The following is a 25,043-nucleotide window of genomic DNA, read 5'->3' as shown; positions in this document are numbered from 1 at the left end:
TGAAATTTTTATGCGATTTGAAATACCTGGAGTTGGGTTAGTAGTTAGTACTACCCCAATTATCCCCAATGGGCATTTTTCTTGGGGAGAAGCAACAAAGGACGGACAAAGGATTCCCGCAAACAAAGATATCAGCCAAAACATCATTAAAGTTGCCATGGCTTTGGAAGATGTACGGGAATTTCTGGGGAATAAACCCATAAAAATCCATAGTTGGTATCGACCACCATCGATTAACCGTGCGGTCAGAGGTGCAAGCCATTCCCGGCACTTGGTAGGTGATGCCGTCGATTTTAGTATTTCCGGAATATGTCCTTTATCGGTATACGACCGTCTAACCCCATGGTGGAAGGGTGGACTGGGGCGATCGCCTAACTTCACCCACCTTGACCTCAGAGGAACGCGGGCACGGTGGAATTATTGAAGCCTAATTAGGCTTAGGTCAAAAATCGGATATTCATGCCCGTTGTAAAGAAATACCCACTTATCTCTTTTTGGGTTGTACTCATTGGGGTGATGTTCTGATAGTGTCGCATTTACCCATTCGTAATTCCCTGGCGGTGAGGTAATTACGTGAATTTCATATCTCAAGGACTTTAGGTGACGCATCAACATTTTCTTGACAACTATTTGTACCTTCCTCTGCTCCGTATGAGATGTGGAAGCAACAACGGTCTCCAAATTGGGAATCTCTAATCTGATTTCATAACCACCATCCTGACCACCAGGAATCGCGATCGCTTTGACTTCACCCACAGGCGATTGGTGAAGAGATTTTATTGTAGGTAGTGACGAGCTATTACGAGCATGATTACGAGCGTCAGAATTGTTGACGGGCAAGGGTTCCGGGCAAAGCTCGTAAGAGGGGTCACACCCATTACGAGCGTCAGAATCATTTACTGGTAAGCTTTTCGGCTGAAGCTCGTAATCAAGGTGCGTTTTTTGATGGTGTTTTTTCTCCTGTTCGTTTTTTTGAGCATCAAAATTGGAGGGTGCGTTACGAGCTTCGGCTGAAACTCTTGCGGTGTCTGTGTTCCGTAGCTCGTAATCAGAGGTCGTAAGGGGTGCGACCCCTGACGAGCTATTTTGTGAGGAAATAGGTGTAACCGTTGCTATGCCTGGATTCTGTGGCTCGTAATTATGCTCGTAACGCTCGTCATCACGCTCGTAACTATGCTCGTCATTACGAGCGTGGCGATCGCCCGTCCATTCCAAAAAGTAGGTGTAAGCTTTTCCCGGTTTCCTGTTGCAACTAACTAGACCGTCAGAGGACAAGTCTCTAAGCGCTCTTCCTGTGGTTGTTTCGTTGAGGTAAAGTAGTTGAGCCATAACTCTGGCTGTAAAATTCTGGTTCCGATTGTCAGCAAGATATTGCAGAATTTTTTCTTTAGCTGTGCGGTTCGGTCCACCAAGTTCTTCCCCTTCCTCACCGAGGAAAGTAAACTCTAGTGTTTCTGGCTCAAAGTACAAACGGTATTTTTTCCCGCTACTCCTAGACCGTGATTTATCAATCTCCAGTATCCGGTCGTATGGTGTTGATGTGTGGCTGGTGTCTTTGGATAGTTTCCAGACTTCACTGACTGAGTTTCTAATGGCAGTTGTACCTCTAACTCCTCCGTCGCGGTTGGTGTGATGGATAAACAAAAAAGTGCTGTTATATTCGGTTGCGAGTCCGGCACATTCGAGTAGTGGTCTGGCATATTCGGCTTCACCTTCACGAAACATAGAATAACGGTTCGCAAAGGATAGAGAATCAACAACTATAAAATGTGGCTGGAATTCGTGTAAGTCTTGGATGAGTACGGGCATATTTTCAAACGACCACCCGAACCTTACCCGGACGTGTTCTTGAATATCGCTTTCACTGTATCCAAGAGTTTCTAGTGCTTGGTACATATCCCCAACAGACTCATCCCCTTGATAGTAGAGAATGCGTCGCTTCTGTCCTGTGGCAATAAAATCACCAAATTGGGTTCCGTCAATGATTTTTTTTGCCAGGTTGTAAACCATCTTGGTTTTCCCGATTCCACCATCGGCGGCTAACAGAATAGTGCTGGCATTGGGAATTAATCCGTTGAGTAACCAGCGTCGGACGGTGGATTGTGCCGCTTCCTTCAAGTCTTTGTAAGTCATGAGCTTTGAACACTGGGAAGCCAGGGACTTGAGGTAGAAATGCTCTAGGAAGCCGATGGATGTATCAAACTCATTAGCTAACCATTTGAGAGCTAGTAATCGTTTATTCGGCTCTGGGATGGTGGAGTATATTCTTTTTAGTTCAGCAACCAGCCTGTCGTTAATATAATCAAGCTGTTCTTCTTTTGTTCTAGCTGTTGATGCTGAGATTAAATCCTGAGTTCTCTTCTGTACTAAAGAAAATATTTCCGAAAGGTCATATTCTCCGGCATATCCTAAATGGATAAATTGATTCCCAACCTTGATTAAATCTCTACGTACAGCCTTACTGATGACTAAATCAGATAGAGCATCAATATTTACTGCTGATACTGTACGGTCAACTATTGAGGCGAGTTTGTTTCTTCCTCCTATTTTTGATAATTTCTTGTTGTCTGATAAGTAAGAAGTAACCGTTATTAAGTCTATCGGTTGATTATTCTTGTTAAGTTTGAGACAGGCTTTATAGATTTCTCGATGTGACTCTACATAGAAATGTTCGGGTTTTAATCTATCTTTAACTCTGTAAATTGCTGCCGGGTCTAATATGATACCGCCTAGGATAGATTCTTCCGCTTCTATATTTTCTGGTGGTGCGTCAGGAGTGGTTTTAAAGTTTACAAAGTCTTCACTGTGTGGGATAGCAATCATGTTAATTCCCTCCACAGATTGGTAAGTAAGCTGTTTTGATTTGTGCTAGACTGGAAGCACAAAATAAAATATTTTTCATTTTTCCTTCTCCTTCCTTAAGGGGATTTATTAACAGGTGGGGTACAAGACTATCTGTTTTTTTTTTGCGTATTGGTACGCCGATACTTGCTGTTCATGGTGTTAGTTTCCCTGGGATTGGTAATGCAGTTTTATTCTCTGTGCTTGCTGTTTGAGCGTGTCTTTGATATGCGGGTTTAATTCGATTGATTTGGGCATTGAATGTAAAAATACTGCCAGTAACCAAGCTGATTCTGTTTCGTCAAGGTTGAATTGTTCTTGAAGATAGCTATTCAATCGGCACATAGCATCACCGCAAGCTTGGCTGCCTTTAACGAATTCGATGGGGTCTATTTTGTGGTTAGTCATTGATTAAATGTGAGAAAACTTCGATATAGTTGTTGTCTTCGCTAAGTAGGAAGGCTCGTTTGTCCCAGATGATGACTTTGGGTTGAGTCTTGAATTTTGGGATTTGAAACTCTTGAATAAAAGTCCCTGTGAGGGAGTAGAGATTTGCTGGTCGTGTTAGTGCTGGCATTAGACCCTATCTCTTAGCTGAATCGTGGGAATACTAGGGGTGTACGGTGCATGGTGTCTTAGATGAAACAAATTATTTTGAATGATGATGATGTGTTTTCCACGGATGAGGAAACATCGTTTTTTGACCAGTGGACTATGCGAGTTTCTGTCTTTAAGTCCAACATGAAAGACTGGGTACAAGAAAAAGTTAGCAGCGACCAAGAGGACTGGGTCTGTGAAGGTGTTGAAGCAGAAATACTGCAAAGTGTTGGCGGAGGATGGAAGAAGGGTAGGGTTAAAATTCGCCTAGAGCTTGAGTTTATCCCTGATGACCCATTGATAGAGAATACGGAGGAGGATGACCTTCAAGCACCACCATCTCCACTGGATGATTTTAGAAAAGCCTGATAACTGATACCCAAGTAAATTTAAAAAGCAAAATAGAGCCGTCCCTAACTACAAAGTAAGGACGGCTTAATTATCAGAACTTTCTTCTGATGCCAGGAGGTTAAGTATTTCTTGTTTTAATGCTTGCGTCTCACGTAAAAATACTTCCTTCTCCCGCTTATAACGAGTTAATCGATTTTCCAGATAACTTGAGTCTTCGTCAACGACCGATAAATAAGCGCCTTCGAGTAATTCTAGGCGCTCAAGGATTTTCCCAGCATGAGGTTGTGATTTTGAACTCTGCTCAATGCCACTTTCCCTTGAGCAATCATCCGTAAAAGCTCTGAACGATTCAATCCCATAGCTTCTGCTTGAAGGCGGAAAGCTTCCCAGTCGGTTTCGCTTATCATCACCGTCGCTCTTATCGAATCTTCTGGTAATTTCTTGGGTCGTCCCATTTGTCGTGATTCCCATGACTACAACCTCATTTTATTGTATGAACGAAATTATTTTGTACGAAAGAAATGATTGACAGATTCCATTCGTATAATACAATAACATTAGTTTCGTATGAAAGAAACTAGCCATCACCCCAAACCATGCAGAGATAGCAGCCTGCAAGCATTGGGCTAGAGAAAGACCTGCTAGGGGAGAGTGTGGATTATCAAATAGTCAATTAAGAGATATGAACAAAATTGTTCGGCTCGTGATTGAGCCAAAACGACAAATCGCGGTCAATCTTGACGCGATCGCCTATGCGGAAATTTTCGATGGGAACCTGACCATAAACTTTGTCGGACGCGATCGACCATTGATTATTGAGAGTCAGGAAATAGCTATGCCCTTCTGGCGCTACCTTTGCGAGCATTCGATGAGTGTGCGCTGCGGGCTAGAGAAAGTGGCAGTTATGCCGGAGTAATTAGGGTAATTCTCTACACCCTTTACAGGGCAAGAGTCACCGCAGATTAACACATGACAGAAAGGACACAAAACAAGCCCCAAACACCAACAATACCTATGGAAACAACCACCAATAACAGCAGTAAAGCCACCTTAAGCAACAAAGATGATGGCAGTAAGCGCACACGTAAACCCCGTAACTTATCAGGTTTACCCACAGTATCCAACGCTCGTGATGCACATAAAGCCCACTATGAAGCCACCATTGACCGTACACAAGTCGAATTTGATGCCCTAGACAACTACGAAATATTTTCGACAGCTGACGACGGCTCCATGCTCATGGTGAAAGTCTCCCGCTCCAAAGCAGCTAGATTGTCCGACAGAAAAGTTTTTCAAACCAATGGCGGGCGCGTATACCGCGTTCTATCGCTGTTCTACTCTCAAATTCACCAACAAAATCAAAACCAGGGTAATGGCTAGCACCAAAAACCCTGGAATATCTATAGCAGTACCCCAAATTATGAAGGATAAATACGTAGAAAAGCAAGTTTCCCATTACAACAAAGCTACAAGTCAAGCCGCCAAAGACAATGCTCTATACCGGGCTGGAACCCACTTGGAGGTCATCCCCTGTGACGGTAACGCCAATCTTACCGATGAGAAGCGGGAAAAAATATTGAAGGCTATCAACCAGTGCGATGAATGACTTTAAACACGGGCTGGGAGAATGCTTTGGGGTAATTATCATCCTGTTTCTGTTAATGCCACTGACCGCCCTTACCCTTCGAGCCACCATCCAAATACTTACAGAACGCTGTGAGGCTCCATATGGAGGAAAATAACCAAACATCCATCACCGTCGAAGTACCCACACCAGCCCAGCCAGTTTACCCCGTCCAAAAAAGGGATAAATTAGCCGAAATCAAATACCAACTACTCGATCGGCTTCTGCCTTCTCCCCACTGGGAAGATAATGCCCTGGTTGTAATTTCCTACATTTCCGCCCCCATGTTTGCGGTTTCCGTAATCCGTCGTGTCAACGTCCCCTTACCCATCATTGGCGTAATTTTGGCTATTTGTATCGCAATAGTGGGAGCTGTGGCTTGGGTGTGGAAATATGTTCCGGAAGCTGCGGTTTGGGTAAATATTCGGGTCGGATTAATTTGGCTTGGATTATTCCTGGGAGGGATACTTTGACGGCATCCATCCACCCAAGTGATTTACAGAATCGCTTGATTGCCTACAACCAAGCCAAAAATAACTCGATATTTTCCGTACTGTTTGCCTCCGGACTACTCATATTTGCGATTGTCAGTAGTTCAGGAAATACAAAACCCGTAATCACTGGGACGGTTTGTGTGACAGCCTATTTTGGTAGGCGACAGCGACAGCAAGCAAAGATGCTCGAAGAAGAGATAGGCATTATCGACAAAGCGGCAATTACAAACCGCATGGCTAGATACAGTACTTTGATGTCACCAACAGCAACTCTTGTCATTGAGGGCAAGCAATCCACCCAGTATTCCCTAGAAAATTTAATTTCTGACCCGGTTGGATATATTCAAAAATGCCAAAAACACGTAGCATTAATCGGTGGAACGGGTGACGGGAAGTCAACCTTCACCCAGTACCTAGCCTCAAAAATTGGTGGTAGGGTGCGGATTTATGATTCCGACTGCAAACCTGATGAATGGGCTTGGCTACCACCGGAAGATGTAATTGGTCGCAAGGGTAATTTCACCGCGATTAATGCGGCAATGGGTGAGGATTTGCGAACTCTCGAAGAGTTAGTGGAACTTCGGGGAGAGGATGGAGATGCTGCCATAGCCGGAAGGGAACGCTTTTTAGTAGCCGAAGAATTTCCGGTGCTGGTTGATGAATGCGACCATGCAAAATTCTGGCTGAAACGTCACGCCAAACGCGGTCGGAGATATAAGCAGTTTATTTTGGCGATCGCTCAAAACGATACTGCTGAGAATTTCGGGCTTGAAGGGGACAAAGATACTCTGTACAGTTGCTTTGTTTTGGTGCGTTTGGGAATGTTTGCAGTGGAACACGCCAAAAAGCTCAAGGATAAACAACTCGAAGAATGGTTAAAACAGGGAGGTAAAAAGCGTTTTTTACTCGACGATAACCCTTGTGAATTAGACCTAAGTAACTGGACAGCAAATACACTAATTCAGATACAGGAACAGCCCGAAATTATCGAAAAAATAACCGACACTTTACCCCTAAACGAATATGAGGATTATATATATTCGTGGGGAATACTCAATCCTAATGTCATCCTCAAAGCTCGAACACTAAAACAACAATCCCGGTTATTTGATGGTATGACACCAGAAGACATTAGGGTAATTTTTGCGGCAATGGCTGACAATAATTACGGGGAAACAATCGGAAATGGAAATCAAATGGGATGGAGGTATAAACCGAAAAATTAAGCCCGTCTACACTCGTCTACAACTTGCCTACACTCCGTCTACACCGCGTCTACAGACTAAATAATATTTTGGATACTCAAAATTACCAAATTTATTATCGAATAATATTTTGGTCATAGTATTACCAAAGTATTATTATTACCCGTCTACAGTTGCCTACAAAATTTTTCCCAAAAAATGGGCTGTAGACGGCTGAAAACTTCTCCCAGCAAGGTTTTTCAAGAATTGCAGGCAAAATCTGGAACACATAGCTAAAGGTCTAAACCATGAAGATAAAAACAGTTCACGCTCATTTTTTGGTTTCTACTGGCAACTACAACAATGAGAGGATAGGTTTCTCTGTTGTTCTGGATGAAGAAAGCCCAGAACAAGCAGTTGAAATTTTAAGGGAACGAGCAATATTGTTTAGATTTTGAGCGTAAATGAACTTAGAACAAGTTAACGCTCGATTACTGGAGCGTAGGTGTAGATTAAGAATTGGGATTACAGGCGATAAATTATGGCTTAGAGGAACTCTACCACCTAAGCCTTTTTCCTCATCCAAAAAGCCATCAAGACAGCGTATATATTTAGGATTGTCTTGCACAGACAAAAATATTGAATTAGCAGAAAGCGAGGCTATTAAAATCAGTGCCTGTCTCGACTTAGGTATTTTTGATTGGAATAATTATATTGATTTTCATGAATCAGAGAAGATAAAAAATATTGGCGACTGGGTACTAAATTTTGAAACAGATTATTTTAACCGTCGGGCTAAAACCGACAAAAGTCTATTGACTTATAAAAAAGATTATTTGGCAAGTTTTAAAAAACTAAACTGGAATAAGCCTTTAACTATCTCTGCAATTGAATCAGCAATAATTGCCTCACCGCCAGACACAAAAGTAAGGCAAAGGATGTGTATGGCTTTGGGTGCTTTGGCTGATTTTGCAAATTTACCTGTAAATACTTCTCGGTGGCGCGGGAAATACTCTTCAAGCAAGGGAGCATCAAAGGAAATTCCCTCGGATGAGCAAATACAAGATATCTGGAAGCAAATTCCAGCCGATGGGTGGCGATGGGTCTTTGGGGCGATCGCCGTGTACGGGCTACGAAATCATGAAGTATTCAAGCTAGATTTTCACGCGATCGCTCACGATAAAATCGCCATTGTTCACGATGGCAAGACGGGATATAGACGAATATTCCCAATCCATCCCGAATGGTACGAATTATTCCAAATCAATAAGGTAATTCTGCCTGATGTCAATTTGAACCGTGCCAACGACAAATTAGGGCATAGTGTTAGCGATGCTTTCCGTAAGCTAGAGATACCCTTTAATCCTTACCGATTGCGTCACGCTTGGGCTATCCGTTCTCTGATGATTGGAGTAGATGTGACACTAGCGGCTCAGATGATGGGTCACAGCGTAAAAATCCATACTCAGACCTATCATCGATGGATAAACGAGCAACATTACCACCAAGCTTTTACTCAGTTGGTTAATCGGGAAGATAGACCAAAACCACCAAGCTGAATTGGAGTGGCGATCGCTATTCAGTATAAGGATTAATTATTTCCCCCAAAATAGCTGAATTTCTTATGGTACAGGGGATTCAAGTTTTGCTTGTAGAGCAGAGGACTTTTAGTCCGGGCATCGCGTCTTCTGAAAATCCTCGTGTCACGAGTTCAAGTCTCGTTCCTGGCATAACCCCCTAAACCCCTGTGAAGCATAGCTTCCAGGGGTTTACTGTTTGAGCAAAAATCCCATTTCAGCCATTTTAAGGGTGTAAATTTGGTGTAAGAATATGCCAACGTTGGACATTTTTGGACGAGTTTGGACATTTTATTGGGGTAAATTTGGGGTAAATCAGAGCGCGCTGATTTCAACGTTTTCAAGGTGTGGGGTAACTTGCTAGCAGCTTCCCTACGTCTTGGCTTGAATTTCAGGAGTATTAGTGTGGCTTCCAATGCCTCTCAACGCAAAGCCTCGAAGGGTACTGTCCAAATCAAAATCTCTAACGATCGCCTACAACTGGTTTTTAGTTTTGGGGGTAAACGTCATTATCTTTCAACCGGGTATACCGATAGCAAAGCCAATCGCAAGTTGGCGGAAATGAAGGCTCGGCAAATCGAGTTGGATATTCTCTGCAACAATTTTGATGTGACGTTGGAAAGGTACAAACCTCAATCTCAGCAGGTTGAATTTACAACAACTAGCGAGAATAAAACCCATGCGTCCTTAGCGGATTTGTGGGACAGCTATACCGAGTACAAGCGGTCGAGTTTGTCTCCTAGCACTTTGGCAAAGGATTACCACAAAATTTATCGCTGCATCAACGTGCATTTGCCAGTGAGGACTTTGGATAAGGCTGTGGCAATTCGGGATTGGTTGGTTGCCAATAAAAGCCCCCTGTCAGCGAAGAAGATTTTGACTCAGTTTTCGGCTTGTTGTGATTGGGCTGTTAAGTCCCAGTTGATTGGAGAAAATCCATTTGAGGGAATGGCGAGTGATATTAAGGTGCCGAAGGGTGATTATGAGGAGACGGATATTAATCCTTTTAGTTTGGAGGAGCGCGATCGCATTATTGCCGCATTCCAAGAAAATCGCTATTACAAGCATTACGCAACCTTGATTGAGTTTTTATTTATCACGGGTTGCCGACCATCGGAAGCTGTGGCTTTGCAGTGGAAGCATATTGCGATCGATTTTACGGTGCTTCGGTTCGAGCAAGCTGTGGTGATTTCGTCGTCGGGGTTGACTTGTAAGCCGGGGTTGAAGACGCAGAAGAAGCGAGTTTTCCCGATTAATCAGCGTTTAGCTGGGTTATTGCGGTCGATTAAATCTGTTGGTGTGTCGGATGATGGGAAAGTTTTTCCGTCGCCGGATGGGAAGTGGATTGATGTGCATAATCTCAGCCGACGGGCTTGGAGGAATGTGTTAGCAAGTTTGGATGGTGTGAAGTATAGAAAACTTTACCAAACTCGGCATACTTTTATTACGATGGCTTTGAGGAATGGGGTGGATGTTAAGGATGTGGCGACTATGGTGGGGAATTCGCCGGAGATTATTTACCGCCATTATGCGGGGCAAAGTCGGGAGTTGGTTTTGCCGGAGTTTTAGGGTTGGGGAGGGCGATCGCTCAAGTTTAATTAATGCTTTTCAAGGTTGCGATAGTTAGGCTTCGAGTTGTCTGGGCAATTGCATCATTTGGATTTATTTCTAAAACCTTATCGAAGCAAGCTAAGGCTTCTTCGTAGCGTTCCAGTGTGCATAGGGTTGCCCCTTTGTTGTACCAAAGGTCTGTAACGTCTGGATTTGCGTGAATCGCTGTGTCAAATAATGCCAAGGCTTCATCGTGCCGTTGTAACTGCTCCAGTGACATGCCTTGGTAAACCCAAGCTGGAATAAAATCTGATTTTAGTTCGATAGCTTTTTGGAAACAGGCGAGCGCTTCTTCATGTTGGCTTGATTCTTGAAATGCCATGCCTTTATCAAACCATGTTTCGTAGTCGTGTAACTTAGCCATAATTTGGTTAATAACCTAAGTGTTATTTTTTACAAAAATTTTATTTGATGTATATAATATACATGTATGATATCAAAAATTACGTATAAAAAGCTATACTGTTCCTTTGTAAAACTACAATATATTTATCCCAGCGAACCTCGTCCCCTCTTGGTAAGGGGACTACAGGGGTATATTATAACGTGCATCTTCATGCAAAATTGGTATTAAAGATAAAATTTTCAGGGGGTGATAAGCGTTCCAATAGTCTTATATGGCTTAAATATAAGACATTTTGAAATCAAAATATACAGTTATAATAAATATCTTATGGCAAAAATAATAGTAATTTTAATACGTAGATTTCCTTGGTTATTACTAGTATTTATAAGCTCTGTTGCCATTTCTGGATTCATAACTAAAAAGACACCTCCTAGCTATAGAAGCACAATACAATTATTGATAGAGATTAACAATCAAAGTAAGACAGAAAATAACTTTGTTAATGAGCCTATTTTTGAGATAGATTTAGCAACTCAACAGGCTTTAGTCAAGAGTCCTCGGCTGATTCAAGGTGTAGTTGACTCTCTTAAAAGAGAATATCCAGATATAACTGTGAACGAGCTTCAAAGCTCTTTGGTTGTAGAGCGAATAAAAGCAGGTAATATTGCTACTAAAATACTAAAAGTAAGTTATACAGATCGTAATCCAGAGAAGACGTACAAAGTCTTAACAAAACTTTTACCACAATATTATAGTTATATAAATAATATAAAAAAAAATAGAAAATATTTACTAGATATCATTGAAGCGCCCAAACAAGGGATATTAATTGCTCCCAGTCTCAAGCTAAATCTAATTTTTGGTGCAGTAATTGGAATAATTCTAGGAGTTATAGCCGTTTTCGTCCGCGAAGCATCTGATGATTCTGTTCACACCACGGCTGAATTAGAAAAGCAAGTCGCTTTACCTTTGCTGGGAACTGTCCCCAAATTGCCACCAGCCAAATCGAGAGAATCTGTAATCAAACTGCCATTTGGCAAGCCTGAAGTCTTATCACCTTGGACAGTCCAAATATTGCAATCACCCACCCGTTGGGAATCGGTTGACCTGATTTACAAAAACATCGAACTTCTGAGCACAGTTGCCAGCCTTAAATCTCTAATGATTACTTCCGCAATACCAGACGATGGTAAATCAGCGTTAGCTTTAGGATTAGCAATGAGTGCTGCGCGCTTACACAAGCGAGTACTATTGATTGACGCAAACTTGCGCGAACCAATTCTACACAAGCAACTCGACTTACCAAACGAACAGGGACTTTCAACTTTACTCGCGAGTGATATCGATTTACCCAACCTAATTAATGTTCAATCATCGAGTAACTCCAATACCCATATAGATATTTTGACTGCTGGACCAACACCTGCCGATCCAGTTCATCTGCTTTCGTCGCCTCGAATGCAACAGCTAATGACAGCATTTGAGGGCAATTACGATTTGGTACTGATGGATGCGTCTCCTGTATTGGGGTTAGTCGATGCTTTACTTGCAGGTTCAGTTTGCAGAAGCACAGTTATGGTGGTAAGTATCAGCAAAGTTACGAAGACTCAATTAGCTCAGGCAACAGAAATGTTGAGCAAATTAAACTTAATTGGAGTTGTGGGAAATGGTTTCCCTGCTTTTAAAGGATTCCATTATATACCTTATGACAGTAAAAAAAAAGACTCAGACTCAGCCTCAGATCCGCCAGTGACTAAGAATTCACCAAAAGATGATTTAAAATTACTTCTCAAAGCAGCACGAGAAAAAGAAACAGTAGCAAAGTATCTTTCTATCCATCATCCAGAAAAAGCAAAGTTTCATTATCACCAAATAATAGCCTGTCTTGATACAATACAAGAGGGGCAAGACATTTTTACTCGACGTTCTTTAATAAATTCATATTCAGATGTATATCAGCGCATTGTGGCAATTTGTATTGAAACTCAAGATTTTAGTAATGCATCTTTATATGCTAGTTATTCCAAAAATAGGTATTTAGTTGAACGTCTGTTACTAAAAGATGCTAACTCTACAAGTATAGTTCTAGCGAAACCATATAACTCTTCTAAAAACCTAGCCACAGCAAAGCCAAACAACAAAATAGAACAAGCTTATTTGCAAGAGAAAAAAGCTCTACAATTGTATACTTACCAAATTAGTAGTCAAGCAAACCAGCAATTATTAGCAGAATCTCAAAAAAAATGGTTGCAAGCTAAAAAAGATTTAGAAAATCTGTATATTAAAGCATCAGAAATAGAACCTGAATTAAAAAAACAAACCAAAGCTTATCCAATCGACTTTGCAGAAGTAAAATCTTTACTAACACTTGACACAGCTATTCTAGAGTTTTTCTTTACAGAAACAGTTCTTGTATTAATTTTGATTCTACCGACAGAAGATAAGCCTATTATTTCTGAAAAACTATACGTTAAGCTTCAAGAAGTTTATTTGGAAAATATTGCGAAAAATTGGATATTAGAACTAACTGGGAAAAATCAAGTTAAAAGCAATCACGAATCGAATGAAAATATAGACAATTTAGCACTGAAAATTAATGAAATATCAAAATGCTTTAATTTCAATTATTTACTGAGTTTTTTAAATACTAGTATTCAGCATTTAATTATTATACCTCATAATTATATACACCTTTTTCCGGTTCATGCATTATGGATAAATGATAATGAAAGATTAATAGAACGCTTCTCAGTCAGTTATTTTCCTAGCATTCATGTATGGAATATTTGCAAAAAGCTGCAACGGAAAAGAAAATTATTATTGACAGTAGAAAATCCTACTCAAGATAAAGATTTAATTTTTGCAAAAGCGGAAGTAGCAAGCATCACTCAACGTCAAGGGTTCACTGAAAGCAAGCTACTTTCAGGACAGCAAGCATCCAAAGCGGAAATTTTAAGTTGTGCAACTCATCATAATTGTTTCCATTTTTCTGGACATGCAGAATATAATTTTGAAAATCCGTTTGACTCTTACCTAATGCTTTCCTCTGATAGTGATATTGAGAATTTAACCCTGAACACCATTTTGGCTGACATGCATATGCCCAAAGCTGACTTGGTAACTCTTTCTGCATGTTGCACAGGAGTTGTAGATGCGTTTCAGGCAACAGATGAGTATTTAGGCTTACCTACAGGTTTTTTACTTGCGGGAGCAAAGGCTGTTGTTAGTAGTCTATGGAAAGTTAACTCAATTGCCACTGCCTTTCTCCTAGATGAATTTTATCGGCAGTTAGAGGAGGTTGAAAATAAGACCGTCGCTCTACAACAAGCGCAAAATTGGTTACGTCGTTGTAGTGCTGACGACTTAAGAGAAAGAGCAAATACCTGGAATTTAGCTAAATTAGAACCTAAAGAGCAGTTCCGGTTAGAACGGGCACTTAAACGTTTAGAGGATATTCCCTTTGAAAATCCTTATTACTGGGCAGCGTTTATACTAACAGGATGTTAAAGCATGAATGAAAACGATACCTTCATTAATGATAGTGATATCTTGATTTGTCAGGCTTTTAAGCAAATATTGACAAATCCTCCTACTCAAATGAAAGAAAAATTAACTAACCAAGTTGGTTTTACCATTGCAAACTATCTGGCACAATTGCCACTTGAAGAAAAACTGGATCCAGCTAAAATGGCTAATCACATCACAGAATTTTGCCAGCGACCTGGAAATGAGTACATGGAAGAATGCTTGGGAGACGTATACGATAGCTTGGACATGGATGGTATCGACACCCTAATGAAAAAGACGGGTGATCCTGGCGATAATGTAGATGACTCGGCTGAAATCAAAAGAATGCTTACAAACGAAGGTCGTGACATCTGTCAATTTTTGCAAGGTTGGGCATCGGAGGAACTACAACAGAGCAATCAAAATGCTGCCAATGTGGTAAATCAGAAAAATCAAGGTAATAAAAATGTCCCAAACTCAAACTAATACCACTACCAAACTTCTGTCACCTACGCTATATCTTTATCATTATGTGCTGCGTAACAGCATGAATGAACGCCCTGAAATTTTGGAGAAACGTAGAGATTTTTTCGTTAGGAACTTGCAAAAACTAGCCTCTCACCTAACCAGTAGTAATGGTAAAAATGCCTCTAGTTTCCTCAATTTTCTTCCGATAGAACAAGACCTTACAGATTCTGGAACAATTTTAGACCTTGCAAATGTTCCTAGTGAGTGTCGGTCTTCTACAAACCCAAACGATGACAGATTATATTTAGACACAGGCATAATTCGTAGCCGTTTTGCTGCTCGTCGTTTAAACGATGCTTACCTTCTGCGTTTTACAAGCTACGTTCCTTCAATACACCAAGAACAGCCTTTGCCAGTTTTTGCAAATCTTGGCGAAGGTATTGCCAGTTTACCCATTGAACTAGGACAAACTGTAATTCTTGCAGGCATTCTTCCAGAATTACAATATTCAAAGCAAGAAATTTTACCTATAGCCGCCAACTGTTTAAGTCACTACTACGGTACTCAAATTGACCCTGATAAGCTTATATTCAATGAGTTTTTAGGTAGTCCATTCTGTATTTATTTCCAACCCGTAATTGTCCAACAGTTTAACGAATATACAGTTAACTCTGTCCATTTAACTTGTGTTTTTTTGTACAAAGATAAAATGACTGAAAAGCAAGCTGATGAAGTGTACAGAATTTTTACATATCTTTTATTCAGCTATCATAAAATCAATTTTTTCTTTCCTCAAAGCATTGCTTTAAAAAAGAAAGTTGCGAAACGTTACGAATATATTGAGCGTTTAACAGAAGAATATGCTCAACAAAAATGGGATAGTCAATCTCTCAAAAAGCTGCCTCAAGAGTCTCTTGAATATTATAAAAAACTATCTTTTTTGGAAGATCATAAGAGATTGGTAGAAGTAAATTATAAAAATTATCAAGAATCTATTGCCCAAATAAGGGAAGTGACTGGTCAAGACATACCGCAATTTTTCTCTGAATTTGAAAAAGATATCAAATTTTATTTGGAGCAGATGCAATCAAATATAGCTTTCTTAAGCCCAGGAATTCAGCTATTTGATAAGTTAATGCAGAGTATTCAAACCCAAGTTAGCATTGATGAAGAAAACCGCCAAAATATACAAGAAGAAAAACAGGCGCAGTTAGGACAAATTTTTGCTGGTGTTGGGGCAGCTATTGGTATTGCTCAAATTATTACTACACCTGTAACTAATAGTTCTTCTCTATATCTAGATAAGAATAATAATCATGTTAATGCTCAACCTTCTATCTATAGCTTGTGGTCAGGCGCAATATTAAGTATTATTATCAGTATCTTTTTGGGTTGGCTTATCAGTTTAACAGTATATAAATGGTTTACAACCAAGGAATAAGGCTCTCAACAATATCAAATTTCTAACTAAAGGAGCATCCATGCTTGAAAGACAATTTCAAGTAATAAAGAATCTTTTGAATTTTTAAATTGCTTACAGTTTGCTTCCATTATTTTCAGTTGAGCAAGCTTAATCCCGCAGCCAACCTTATCGGGGAAGTATTTCAGAGAATATCGACTTTGTTATACCCAATCCCAAGGATATATAATTACTGATTCGTGACAAGTTAAGGTTTTTGAGGTTTTGTCAAGAGCAGTATAGAGGGACTCAAAAAGCTGAGAAACTAGTAATAGTGCATCTTTTGGTTCAAAATCATGCCAACCAAAAAACCGAGAAACCCTGACCATGTTCGTCGTCGAAACACCCCACTTGCGGATAATGAAGCAATAAGCGAACACTTAAAAAATTTGCTGAGTCCAGCAATATACGCTCAAAGTGCCTATTATCGAAGCCTTGGATTACGCGACCGTATACTTAATCTGTCATTAATGGTTGCAGCGATGTTAACTGTGATTTGGCGGCAAGTAGCATCAGTACATGAACTAACTCGAATGTTGGAGCAGGAGGAATTGTTATGGGGTAAAGCTGTTAAAGTATCACAGCAGGGGTTGTCACAGAGGTTTCTCAGTTTTCCAGCAGAACTATTTGAACGAGTGTTTCACGATTTGTTACCATTGTTGAAATCGCGTTGGCTTCTTCGCGAAAAACGAACCCTACCAGCAGCAGTCAAATATGCCAAGAAGCATTTTGTGAATATATGGATTGCGGACGGGTCAACACTCGAAGCTTTATTTCGTAAATTAGATAGTTTAAAAGATGTTCCACAAGGTAAGTTAGCCGGCAAAATATGTACAGTGATTGATTTGTTAACACGATTACCCGTACAAGTTTGGTTTCATACTAATCCCTTAGCACATGATACTAATTTTCTCGATGATTTAATTAATATTGCTAGTGCTAAAACCTTGCTAGTTCTCGACCGTGGCTTTTATGATTTTGGTTTTTTCTTGCGCTTGATTGCCAAACAGGTTGATTTTATTACTCGCATCAAATCAAATGCAGTATTTGATGTTGAGCGAATTTTCAGCTACGACTACACACTTCGAGACCGGATAATTTCCTTCAACACAGAGGATAAACACCAAAAAATATTACGTTTACGTCTCATTGAAGTCAAGCAAGGCAAGACTTGGTATGCCTATGTGACTTCAGTTTTAGATCCTCAAATTCTTCCACCTTATGTCGTTGCCGATCTTTATGCGAAACGATGGAGAATCGAAGAGGCATTTAATACTGCCAAACGCTTGCTGGGGTTAAGTTATCTCTGGACAGGTTCTGTCAATGGTGTCAAGCTTCAAGTTTGGGCAACTTGGTTATTTTATGCAGTTTTAATCGACCTTGCAGATGCTGTTGCTGATGAAATAGCCCTCCCGTTTGAACGCATTTCTTTAGAGATGATTTTTCGTGGGCTTTACCATTTTAATCATGCTTATAACAAGGGTCGAGCAACCGATCCAGTTTTATTTTTTGCTGCTCCAGAGAACAAAAACCTTGATGTTGTTAAGACAATACGAAAAGAGCCTCAAACCCTTGACTTATCGCCTTTTCCTTTACCCTTGACAATTCCTGCTTTTCCTTAACTTGTTACTAATCATAATTACTATATTTATTCATCCTGGACACTCCCAGAACTTTTTAACCATTTGGTAAAAATCTCACCCCGTCCATCTTTTGGCTCAACAAATTCATACACCCGTTCCCGCTTCCCCCGACTTCCCAATCGTCCCACATAGGACAAACTCAACCCCAATTTATCTAACAGGGTATGAACAATTGCCATCGGAGCCATCCCCTCGGACACTGAAACCCCCAGATAATTTTTAATAACGTACCGATTCTCAACAGCTACCTGTTTAAGTTTCTGCGTCGCAGCATCAGAACCGCGAAACATCACCCCAGGTGTCAGGAAATAGCGAATATTCAAATCCTCCAGCATCAACACCTTAGCCAATAGGAGCGATCGATTAAAATCCGGCTTCCAAATCGCATTTTCTCCGGTTTCAATTTGCATCTTCGCCGTTGCTGCATCACGTTGGGGAAGCAGTTCTCGTCCCAAAGTCATGAAATAATGCAACCGCAATTGAGGATACCAACCATCGTCATCTCTCCAAACCAGTATAGGTGTCACCTCAACCCCATAACGTTGTTGCAACAATGCTTTCCGTTCCTGATGCCTTTCAGGTTTCGTCTTATTTTTCTTGTCCTGCAACTTTTTTAGCCCAGACTCCGAGATATCCTCCGCATCTGCCACAGCGTTGTATTCATCAAGCCTTAATTCATGGGATATAAGTTTGACCTCTTCAAAAATCCCTTGACTTTCAACTTCAGGAATCTTCTCTGCATCGATAATTTCATAGCCATCTTCTGCCAAACCTTTGAAAACGAAATCCTGATAGTGGTGCATTTGAGCATTGACAACACAAGCTCGTTTTGCCCAATTTTGGAGCGATTCGGGTTGAAACTTCTCATCGATGCAGCTGTAATCTGCGTTATCGGCTTCGGAAAGTAAAGCAATATTTGCTCTGGTGGCTGCGTGTTGACTTGCTAACAGTGAACCTATTGATGTGGAGGCATTTCCCACAGTTCCAACTCCGTTACTTCTTACCCAAATGTGGCGATCGATATTTTCGCGTAATCTCGCTAACATTTGCCGGACAGAGTTCGCAGATTGTACTCCCTGAAATATTCCCCACACCGCTTGGAAATGACCCTGGATGTCGATCGATACTCCGGTTTCCAGACTTGGGGAAGCGATTACCAAGTCATATTTGAGCAGGATTTGATTCAGGTTCGCAATGCAACCATAGGCTGGATGGGATGGGTCAGAAACAGACTCGCTATCGATTCGTAAAATCTTCAAATCAGAGAATTTGCGGCGGAATCTCTCTTCTAACGCTTGGGTTCCCCATTTTGACTTGGCTTTCTGGGCTGAACAAAGTAGCAGATGTGAGGATGCAGTTGAAGGTTCGTCTTGTCCTTCGATCGTTGACTGGGTTTCTGATGTTACACAAACTTCCCCATCTGGAGTTTGTTGATTTGAAGCGTTCGCGCAGCGTCTCACTTGGAGAATCGCGCAATCTCTCCCTTGGAGAATCGCTTTATCCAACGCAACGACTAAATCCTTGGGATTAGAGCCTTTATATGTGTAGCATTTTCCAGCTTGTGGTTGGTAATCGTTGACAATCACAAATGGTTTAATTTTTATCTCCCCAGCCAAAGACAATACGTATTCAACATCACAATCGGACACATCAGCACTGGCAAGATAAATCTTTCCTTCCGGACTACCCAATACATTTTGAATCAGTAGTTTGAGGTTTTTAAGTACGGCAACACGACGTTTTGCTACTTCTGTACCCGAATTGAGGAGATGCCAAAATACCTGGTCACATTCATCAATAATCACCGTGTCATTGCTCCAATCATTAGGATTGAATCGAGCTTGACTTTGATGATGTAGAGAGTCGATGCAAACTCCATAACCGAGTAAATCACCAGTTCCAGAATTGCGAACTTCTGTCACATAATTCACTCCAAACCGCTTACATAGCGCTTCTCCCAGTTGAATCCGATGAGTAATAATTAATACTCTGCGATTCTTCTCGTGCGCTCTAGCAACTTCACCAACCAGCCATTGAGTTTTACCCGTACCTTTTGCAGATTTGAGGACAATTAGTTTTTCATTCTCCGACATTTGAATTTGCTCCAAGTATTTTTGTGTGACTTGTATTGCAATTTGATAATTCAACAAGGTATACAGCCGAATCTGCCATAAATCCAGTGTTTCAGCGTAGTAGTAAAGCTTGTAAAAAGCATCCTCTCCTTCTGCTTCAGAATCTTCTAGGGTAATACTCTCAGTCACTTTGCGCTGGGATACAACAAAATCATCAACTCCCTTCTCTGGACCAGGTAAATCGATAACCCGAACATCGCATCCCTCAACCGCAAGCAATTTCCCCATTCTTTTAATCGCAGTTCTGACACGCTGTACAGTTTCGGGTTTTTGGTCGCGGTCGAAACAAATACTAACTCGTCTATATGGTGTTGTAAAATGCTTCAAATCTGGAATTAGAAATGGTTTCCCGACAATATTTCCATCCTCATCCTTGGGAGTTCGATAACCTGCATTCACACCAGAAATAGCGATCGCAGCATAACCAGCAGTCAACAAACAAGCTGCTTTTTTCGCACCTTCGACAATTACAATCGGTACATTTTTCCGCCAAACCCAATACCAAAAACCCCAAGGGTGGTTCATATCTTCACTTTTAACTTCAATTCCGCTATAACGAGAAACCAACGTCCAAGCAGCGTTTGAAACTTGTAAAAAAAATGCCCGTGTCGGTTCTTTATACGGATGCTCATATTTTATGTACTTATTGATTTTACTGGGGTCACGTCGAGGTTTATCGGGTTTAAAGCAACCCCACATCATTGGATTGTACTCATCGAGTGGATCAACTCCACTACACCACCAACCTCCATGTTCAATGTGTTGATATTTTTTTAGGTCGCGATCGCGCAATCTTCCATCATTTCGACGTGAGATTTTAGGACTATAAATTAAATACTCATAGGGTGTTGTACCTTCAAGGGATTTGACATTGAGGGTAATAATTTCCGTATCAACCCCACTTGCTAACCATTCTTCCCAGTGATGATATTGAAAATTGGTGTAACAAAAATCGATTGCGTTCATAAAATCTCCAAGTTTTCACTAATTGAACTCAGAATTCCGACAAACAATGGACGCATGAAAATGGAACAGCAAATGATATCAATGCCGCCAAAAATTAGAAAATATTCAAATGCTGATTTGCGAATTATTTGAGAATTACTACCTGCATATTTTGAGAATTACGCTTTCGATTACTTGCTAAACTTGCATGATACAAATCGATTGCTCGATGGTGCGCGATCGGGTCTTCACGATTGTGCAACCAATCTTGAATTAGTTCCAAATTATAACGAGTACAACGGTTATTAAGTTTTACCCAATGGGTTCCCTCAATCCAAGTTCCATCTAAGCGATATTTTTTCAAAGTGGAAAAACTCATATTGAGTATTTCTGATGCTTGTTGTTTCGTGACTAAGTGAAACATAACCTTAACCGCGAATAATTAAATCGGGAAATATTTTAGTAAGAATTCATCGGTCAGAATTTAGATTATATGGAAAGACCCAGAATCAAATAAACAATACCATTTTTACTTTGAAGTTGCTCAAACAAATGAAATTGGAGAGACGATTGCATCTGCGTCTTTGAAAGGATTTGAAATTGTCTCTGATTCTGAGATACAACCTGTATTGATTGCAAATTTAATTGATGAGAAATACAACCGTTGGAGTATTGAAAAGTGCGATTTCAACCAAAGGCAAATTCAGTCTTTGAATTTTGCTTGTAAATCAAATATTCCACAGCCGCAATATACAAACGTAAATGCTGCTAATGAGTCTTATTTGGAGATATAAATAATTCATTATGTCTACGAAACACCCACATCAATATCCTAAAGATAACTTAGATACGCTCACAATAGTAAATGTAAATAGGTGGAATAAAGTCGATGCTATTGCAGCCCTATCGATGGGGATTGGATTGATTTATTTAGCTATTCGCGAACCATTATTAGTCGGAGTTATTCTGTCTTTATCGCTATTTTTCTACTGCCTCAATCGATTAATTAGCCTTATCCCCTACCTGAACAATTTAGTTAAAAACAAGATTCACTTTTGGCAAATAGTAGGGTTAATTATCGCCATCACTGCAACCCTGACAATCTTTGAAATGCCAGCACAAGCTATATTCTTAAGTGGATTAGAACAATATTTAACAAACATTGCTCAGCAAAGTTCGACAGGGGGAACAAGTTCTATTAATCCACAAGCGATCGCGCTCGTTTTCAATGCGATTCGTGGGGTATTTTTACTATTAGTAGGAGTTGCAGCATTATTTGCCTATAACCAAGCACAGCAAGGAAATGATTGGAGACCAATAGCCACTCAAGCTGGTCTAGCTATCGGGATTATTTTGACAATTGATGTAATTACTTTCCTCTTTATAGGTAACGGAACTACCACGGGAGGTTGAATCCATTTTGCAAGAGAGAGAAGTAATCAAAGTCAATAAAATATTGGGAAAACAAGCGGGATTTGGTCCCGTTCCAGCCAATCAAATTATGCCTTGGTTGGCAATTATTACAATTTCCTATTTTATTTTCGATGGATTATTGGGTTGGGGAATTCCCAAAGTCGCAGTTATCAGCTTTTGGTTAATTATTAGTTGGTGGTTTGTGACGGGAAAAGACCCAGATAAATACGTCAATCGTTTTCGTAAACCTAAAGGGAAAAACTGGATGAGTGGTGGAGCAATTTATATATCCCCTTTGTTTTCTCGCAATCTTCGCAGGAAATTAAAACATCAAAGAAAATTATGAAAGCGCAAATACCGATTATAGATTACCAAGATTCAGATAATAAAAACTCACAATATATTCCCTTTGAAAATGAACTCGACCTTTGTTGTATGGTTCGGATTGAAAGGGATAATCGTTGTATCGGTGGGTTTTTATTAAATCAGGGTGATATTGTTGATGAAAACCAATTCCAAGTGATTTTTGCGTTTCAAATCAAAGGCTTTCATGACCAACTTTACCAAGAAGAGGTCAATACAATATCAACTGGTATTTCCGAAGCGATGAAATTTATACCTCCTGGGGAAAGATGTACATTTCTGTTAGGAAGATATTCGGATGATTCGATGAGACAAGAACATCTGAACAGAATTGCCACAGGTTCTACTTTGCCACTCCCAACTATTTTAATTCGTAATGAACAAGCTCGAATTCAGGAATTAACTAGAAAAGGAGCGAGGTCAACTTGGCAACAAATCGTATTTTGTACGTGGACTGCGGATGCATTGGGAGAAAATAGGAGCGACCTTTTATCTAGATTAATTTACCAAGTCGCAAAATCGGGACGTTTTTTATTAGATAACTTTACCGGACGCATTTCCCAGCGACAAGAACAACTTATCAGTCAAGTTTTGATGAAAGCTTATACAGAAGGTTTTCTACAATGGGAAATGTTATTTAATACCAAGGCTGGATTGGAAATACAACCCCTCAATGATATTGAATTGTGGTCGTGGTTGTGGAGTCGATTCAATCAATATAGCCCTCCACAGATTCCTCAACTTCTGGTATTAAAGGAAGATAATAATAGTGGGTTGCAACTAATAGAAATTCAAAATTCATTCAAACATTCAACAACAATTTTAATCGCGGGAGAAAGAGGAAAAAGTTCTTGTCCCGAACACCGTCAATGCACCAACCGCATCTACATCAAAGATAAAGTTTGCGGTGTATTAACGATGGCAGATACCGTACCCGCTTGGATAAACGCAAAAGAACAAGTTGCCTGGATGTGGAAAGTTTTGAGTGAAAATCATGTCCGCGATACAGAAGCTTGGGTGGAAATTTCCCCTGCAAACCGCTACCTAACCGAAGACAATTTACACCGACAAGCGAAGCAAACCAAAGTTGCAAGGGAACGCGCTTTTCTCAAAGGAAGTGGTCGGGACGTGGGAGCGGAAATCAAACAAGAGGAAAGTTTCGACGCGCAGAAGAAATTATACAAAGGTGCTGTTCCTCTCAACTGCGCGGTGGTGTTTCTGGTTTATCGGGAAAACGCGGAAAGTCTGGATTTAGCCTGTGATTTGCTCTGCAACAGCTTCGGTACAGCCAAAGTCGTGAGAGAAAAACATATTGCAAGTCAAATCTGGTTAGAAACTTTACCCATCACCTGGAGACGTATTTTACACTCCAGTTCAATTCTGAGCGAACGTCGATTGGTTCTCGAAAGCGAAACCGTTGCAGGAGTTTTGCCGCTAACTCTCCCCAAGGAATTGGATACTCAGGGTGTAGAATTTTTGACTAATCGTGGGGGAAAACCAGTACACGTTGATTTATTCACCCACACCCAACACGCATTAATCACGGGAAAAACCGGCTCAGGGAAGTCGGTCTTATTGTGGCGATTTATGCTCGATGCGTTGTCACAGAGAATACCTGTAGTCGGGATGGATATTCCCGCAGCTGATGGGGAAAGTTCTTTCAAGACTGCGATCACACTACTCGGAGATGCAGGTGCATATTTCGATTTATCTCGTGCTTCCAATAACTTGATGGAACCTCCAGACTTGAGAAGCTTCGACCCAGAAGAGAGAGCATCGCGGATGAAGTCCTGGCGTTCGTTTATACGCAATGCTTTGGGGGTAATTGTGATGGGACGGTTGGATGCTCCACATTTAGCGCAGAGGGTTGACGCACTTTTGCTGCGATCGCTCGAAATTTTCCTCAGTGACCCCGATATCATCGAACGCTATAACCTGGCATTTTCAAAGGGTTGGAAATCTGCTGAATGGCAGGATATGCCAACTTTGAAGGATTTCGTTCGCTTCTGTTCGATCGCACGACTCAATATTTCCAAACCAGAAGCGATTGACCATCAAGCTATTAACCAAATAACCAGTCAAATTGCAGCTTTGTTGGTGAGTCCTTTGGGTAATGCGATCGCCAAACCCAGCAGCTTCTCTCCAGAGCCAATGGTCAAATTTTACGCACTAACTGGGCTAAGTAACGACCAAGATTCCTACACAATGGCTGTTGCAGCAAAAGCAGCATGTTTGCGTGTCGCTCTTTCCTATCCGAAAAGCCTATTTATCGGTGATGAGCTTTCGGTGTTGTTCCGCAAAGATGGATTCAGCGCGATGGTGGGAGAACTGTGTGCTACTGCACGTAAGGACGGGTTGAGTATAGTTTTATCCAGCCAAGACCCGGATACGATTTGCCAATCTTCCGCAGCTGCGATGATTATGCAGAATATCAGTTATCGAATTAAGTAGCCATCATGAACTGCGTACACCAGGACAGATGAAAATA

Annotated in this window: 25 protein-coding genes and 1 pseudogene; 19 read left to right on the top strand and 7 right to left on the bottom strand. The window is 40.7% G+C overall.

Annotation, left to right across the window (positions count from 1 at the left end; genetic code table 11):
- Positions 1-10 precede the first annotated feature (10 nt).
- Complete coding sequence (locus IJ00_RS09510) at positions 11-424, top strand: D-Ala-D-Ala carboxypeptidase family metallohydrolase (protein WP_052754434.1); 414 nt, start codon at positions 11-13, stop codon at positions 422-424.
- Here IJ00_RS09510 and IJ00_RS27075 read toward each other — a convergent pair.
- From IJ00_RS27075 to IJ00_RS28895, 3 genes are all read right to left on the bottom strand, one after another.
- The gene (locus IJ00_RS27075) at positions 418-2,823 is read right to left on the bottom strand and encodes a DnaB-like helicase N-terminal domain-containing protein (protein ID WP_052754433.1); all 2,406 of its coding nucleotides are present in this window, start codon (positions 2,821-2,823) and stop codon (positions 418-420) included. The genes IJ00_RS09510 and IJ00_RS27075 overlap by 7 nt on opposite strands.
- 180 nt (positions 2,824-3,003) lie before the next feature.
- A complete protein-coding gene (locus IJ00_RS09500) occupies positions 3,004-3,249 on the bottom strand; it encodes a hypothetical protein (protein ID WP_035152424.1) in 246 nt (81 codons plus the stop codon).
- Complete coding sequence (locus IJ00_RS28895; RefSeq protein WP_168163451.1) at positions 3,242-3,418, bottom strand: hypothetical protein; 177 nt, start codon at positions 3,416-3,418, stop codon at positions 3,242-3,244. The genes IJ00_RS09500 and IJ00_RS28895 overlap by 8 nt, the downstream gene beginning before the upstream one ends.
- Before the next feature lie 62 nt (positions 3,419-3,480).
- Here IJ00_RS28895 and IJ00_RS09495 point away from each other — a divergent pair, with 62 nt between their 5' ends.
- Positions 3,481-3,807, top strand: a complete 327-nt coding sequence (locus IJ00_RS09495) for a KGK domain-containing protein (RefSeq protein WP_035152422.1) — start codon at positions 3,481-3,483, stop codon at positions 3,805-3,807.
- A 66-nt stretch (positions 3,808-3,873) separates the two neighbouring features.
- On the opposite strand, the gene IJ00_RS28890 is transcribed toward IJ00_RS09495, so the two are convergent.
- Positions 3,874-4,260 (bottom strand): hypothetical protein, encoded by a 387-nt coding sequence (locus tag IJ00_RS28890; RefSeq protein ID WP_035152421.1) that lies wholly within the window; start codon positions 4,258-4,260, stop codon positions 3,874-3,876.
- Between the two features lie 211 nt (positions 4,261-4,471).
- On the opposite strand from IJ00_RS28890, the gene IJ00_RS09485 reads away from it, so the two are divergent.
- From IJ00_RS09485 to IJ00_RS09455, 9 genes are all read left to right on the top strand, one after another.
- Entirely contained in the window at positions 4,472-4,705 is a 234-nt protein-coding gene (locus IJ00_RS09485) for a hypothetical protein (RefSeq protein ID WP_035152419.1), read from the top strand.
- Positions 4,706-4,758: 53 nt separating this feature from the next.
- The gene (locus IJ00_RS09480; protein ID WP_035152416.1) at positions 4,759-5,169 is read left to right on the top strand and encodes a hypothetical protein; all 411 of its coding nucleotides are present in this window, start codon (positions 4,759-4,761) and stop codon (positions 5,167-5,169) included.
- Positions 5,162-5,395 (top strand): hypothetical protein, encoded by a 234-nt coding sequence (locus IJ00_RS09475; protein ID WP_238178483.1) that lies wholly within the window; start codon positions 5,162-5,164, stop codon positions 5,393-5,395. The genes IJ00_RS09480 and IJ00_RS09475 overlap by 8 nt, the downstream gene beginning before the upstream one ends.
- Positions 5,388-5,531, top strand: coding sequence for a hypothetical protein (locus tag IJ00_RS28885; protein WP_168163450.1), 144 nt, complete (start codon positions 5,388-5,390; stop codon positions 5,529-5,531). Before IJ00_RS09475 ends, IJ00_RS28885 begins: the two co-directional genes overlap by 8 nt.
- Entirely contained in the window at positions 5,518-5,886 is a 369-nt protein-coding gene (locus IJ00_RS09470; protein WP_035152413.1) for a hypothetical protein, read from the top strand. Before IJ00_RS28885 ends, IJ00_RS09470 begins: the two co-directional genes overlap by 14 nt.
- Positions 5,883-7,133, top strand: coding sequence for a hypothetical protein (locus IJ00_RS27070; RefSeq protein WP_052754432.1), 1,251 nt, complete (start codon positions 5,883-5,885; stop codon positions 7,131-7,133). The genes IJ00_RS09470 and IJ00_RS27070 overlap by 4 nt, the downstream gene beginning before the upstream one ends.
- Before the next feature lie 266 nt (positions 7,134-7,399).
- Positions 7,400-7,549 (top strand): hypothetical protein, encoded by a 150-nt coding sequence (locus IJ00_RS28880; RefSeq protein WP_168163391.1) that lies wholly within the window; start codon positions 7,400-7,402, stop codon positions 7,547-7,549.
- 6 nt (positions 7,550-7,555) lie between these two features.
- Positions 7,556-8,650: a site-specific integrase gene (locus tag IJ00_RS09460; RefSeq protein ID WP_035152410.1), complete on the top strand. Its 1,095-nt coding sequence runs from the start codon at positions 7,556-7,558 to the stop codon at positions 8,648-8,650.
- A 423-nt stretch (positions 8,651-9,073) separates the two neighbouring features.
- Positions 9,074-10,237 carry a site-specific integrase gene (locus IJ00_RS09455; RefSeq protein ID WP_035158776.1) on the top strand — a complete coding sequence of 388 codons (1,164 nt, stop codon included), beginning with the start codon at positions 9,074-9,076 and terminating at the stop codon, positions 10,235-10,237.
- 25 nt (positions 10,238-10,262) lie between these two features.
- On the opposite strand, the gene IJ00_RS09450 is transcribed toward IJ00_RS09455, so the two are convergent.
- Positions 10,263-10,643, bottom strand: a complete 381-nt coding sequence (locus IJ00_RS09450) for a tetratricopeptide repeat protein (RefSeq protein ID WP_035158774.1) — start codon at positions 10,641-10,643, stop codon at positions 10,263-10,265.
- 345 nt (positions 10,644-10,988) lie between these two features.
- Here IJ00_RS09450 and IJ00_RS29635 point away from each other — a divergent pair.
- From IJ00_RS29635 to IJ00_RS09425, 5 genes and pseudogenes are all read left to right on the top strand, one after another.
- Positions 10,989-12,332, top strand: a pseudogene (locus IJ00_RS29635) (polysaccharide biosynthesis tyrosine autokinase); the annotation flags it as partial.
- Positions 12,333-12,374: 42 nt separating this feature from the next.
- The gene (locus IJ00_RS29630) at positions 12,375-14,132 is read left to right on the top strand and encodes a CHAT domain-containing protein (protein WP_371259644.1); all 1,758 of its coding nucleotides are present in this window, start codon (positions 12,375-12,377) and stop codon (positions 14,130-14,132) included.
- A gap of 3 nt (positions 14,133-14,135) precedes the next feature.
- Positions 14,136-14,618: a hypothetical protein gene (locus tag IJ00_RS09435; RefSeq protein WP_035152407.1), complete on the top strand. Its 483-nt coding sequence runs from the start codon at positions 14,136-14,138 to the stop codon at positions 14,616-14,618.
- Positions 14,619-14,679: 61 nt separating this feature from the next.
- Positions 14,680-16,041 (top strand): hypothetical protein, encoded by a 1,362-nt coding sequence (locus tag IJ00_RS09430; RefSeq protein ID WP_201782678.1) that lies wholly within the window; start codon positions 14,680-14,682, stop codon positions 16,039-16,041.
- A 314-nt stretch (positions 16,042-16,355) separates the two neighbouring features.
- A complete protein-coding gene (locus tag IJ00_RS09425; protein ID WP_035152048.1) occupies positions 16,356-17,681 on the top strand; it encodes an IS4 family transposase in 1,326 nt (441 codons plus the stop codon).
- A gap of 26 nt (positions 17,682-17,707) precedes the next feature.
- Here IJ00_RS09425 and IJ00_RS29625 read toward each other — a convergent pair whose 3' ends face one another.
- Positions 17,708-20,800 (bottom strand): plasmid replication protein, CyRepA1 family, encoded by a 3,093-nt coding sequence (locus IJ00_RS29625; protein ID WP_035152400.1) that lies wholly within the window; start codon positions 20,798-20,800, stop codon positions 17,708-17,710.
- A gap of 124 nt (positions 20,801-20,924) precedes the next feature.
- The gene (locus IJ00_RS09415) at positions 20,925-21,203 is read right to left on the bottom strand and encodes an AlpA family transcriptional regulator (protein WP_035152397.1); all 279 of its coding nucleotides are present in this window, start codon (positions 21,201-21,203) and stop codon (positions 20,925-20,927) included.
- A gap of 380 nt (positions 21,204-21,583) precedes the next feature.
- On the opposite strand from IJ00_RS09415, the gene IJ00_RS09405 reads away from it, so the two are divergent.
- The 3 genes from IJ00_RS09405 to IJ00_RS09395 are packed head-to-tail and all read left to right on the top strand — an operon-like array spanning position 21,584 to position 25,006.
- Positions 21,584-22,192: a hypothetical protein gene (locus tag IJ00_RS09405; RefSeq protein WP_035152391.1), complete on the top strand. Its 609-nt coding sequence runs from the start codon at positions 21,584-21,586 to the stop codon at positions 22,190-22,192.
- Between the two features lie 7 nt (positions 22,193-22,199).
- Positions 22,200-22,538, top strand: coding sequence for a hypothetical protein (locus IJ00_RS09400; protein WP_035152389.1), 339 nt, complete (start codon positions 22,200-22,202; stop codon positions 22,536-22,538).
- Entirely contained in the window at positions 22,535-25,006 is a 2,472-nt protein-coding gene (locus IJ00_RS09395; protein WP_238178482.1) for an FtsK/SpoIIIE domain-containing protein, read from the top strand. Before IJ00_RS09400 ends, IJ00_RS09395 begins: the two co-directional genes overlap by 4 nt.
- The last annotated feature ends 37 nt before the right edge of the window (positions 25,007-25,043 follow it).

It is taken from the genome of Calothrix sp. 336/3, assembly GCF_000734895.2.
In the GTDB taxonomy this organism is placed as follows: domain Bacteria; phylum Cyanobacteriota; class Cyanobacteriia; order Cyanobacteriales; family Nostocaceae; genus 336-3.
This window is presented reverse-complemented; position numbering and strand designations above follow the sequence as displayed.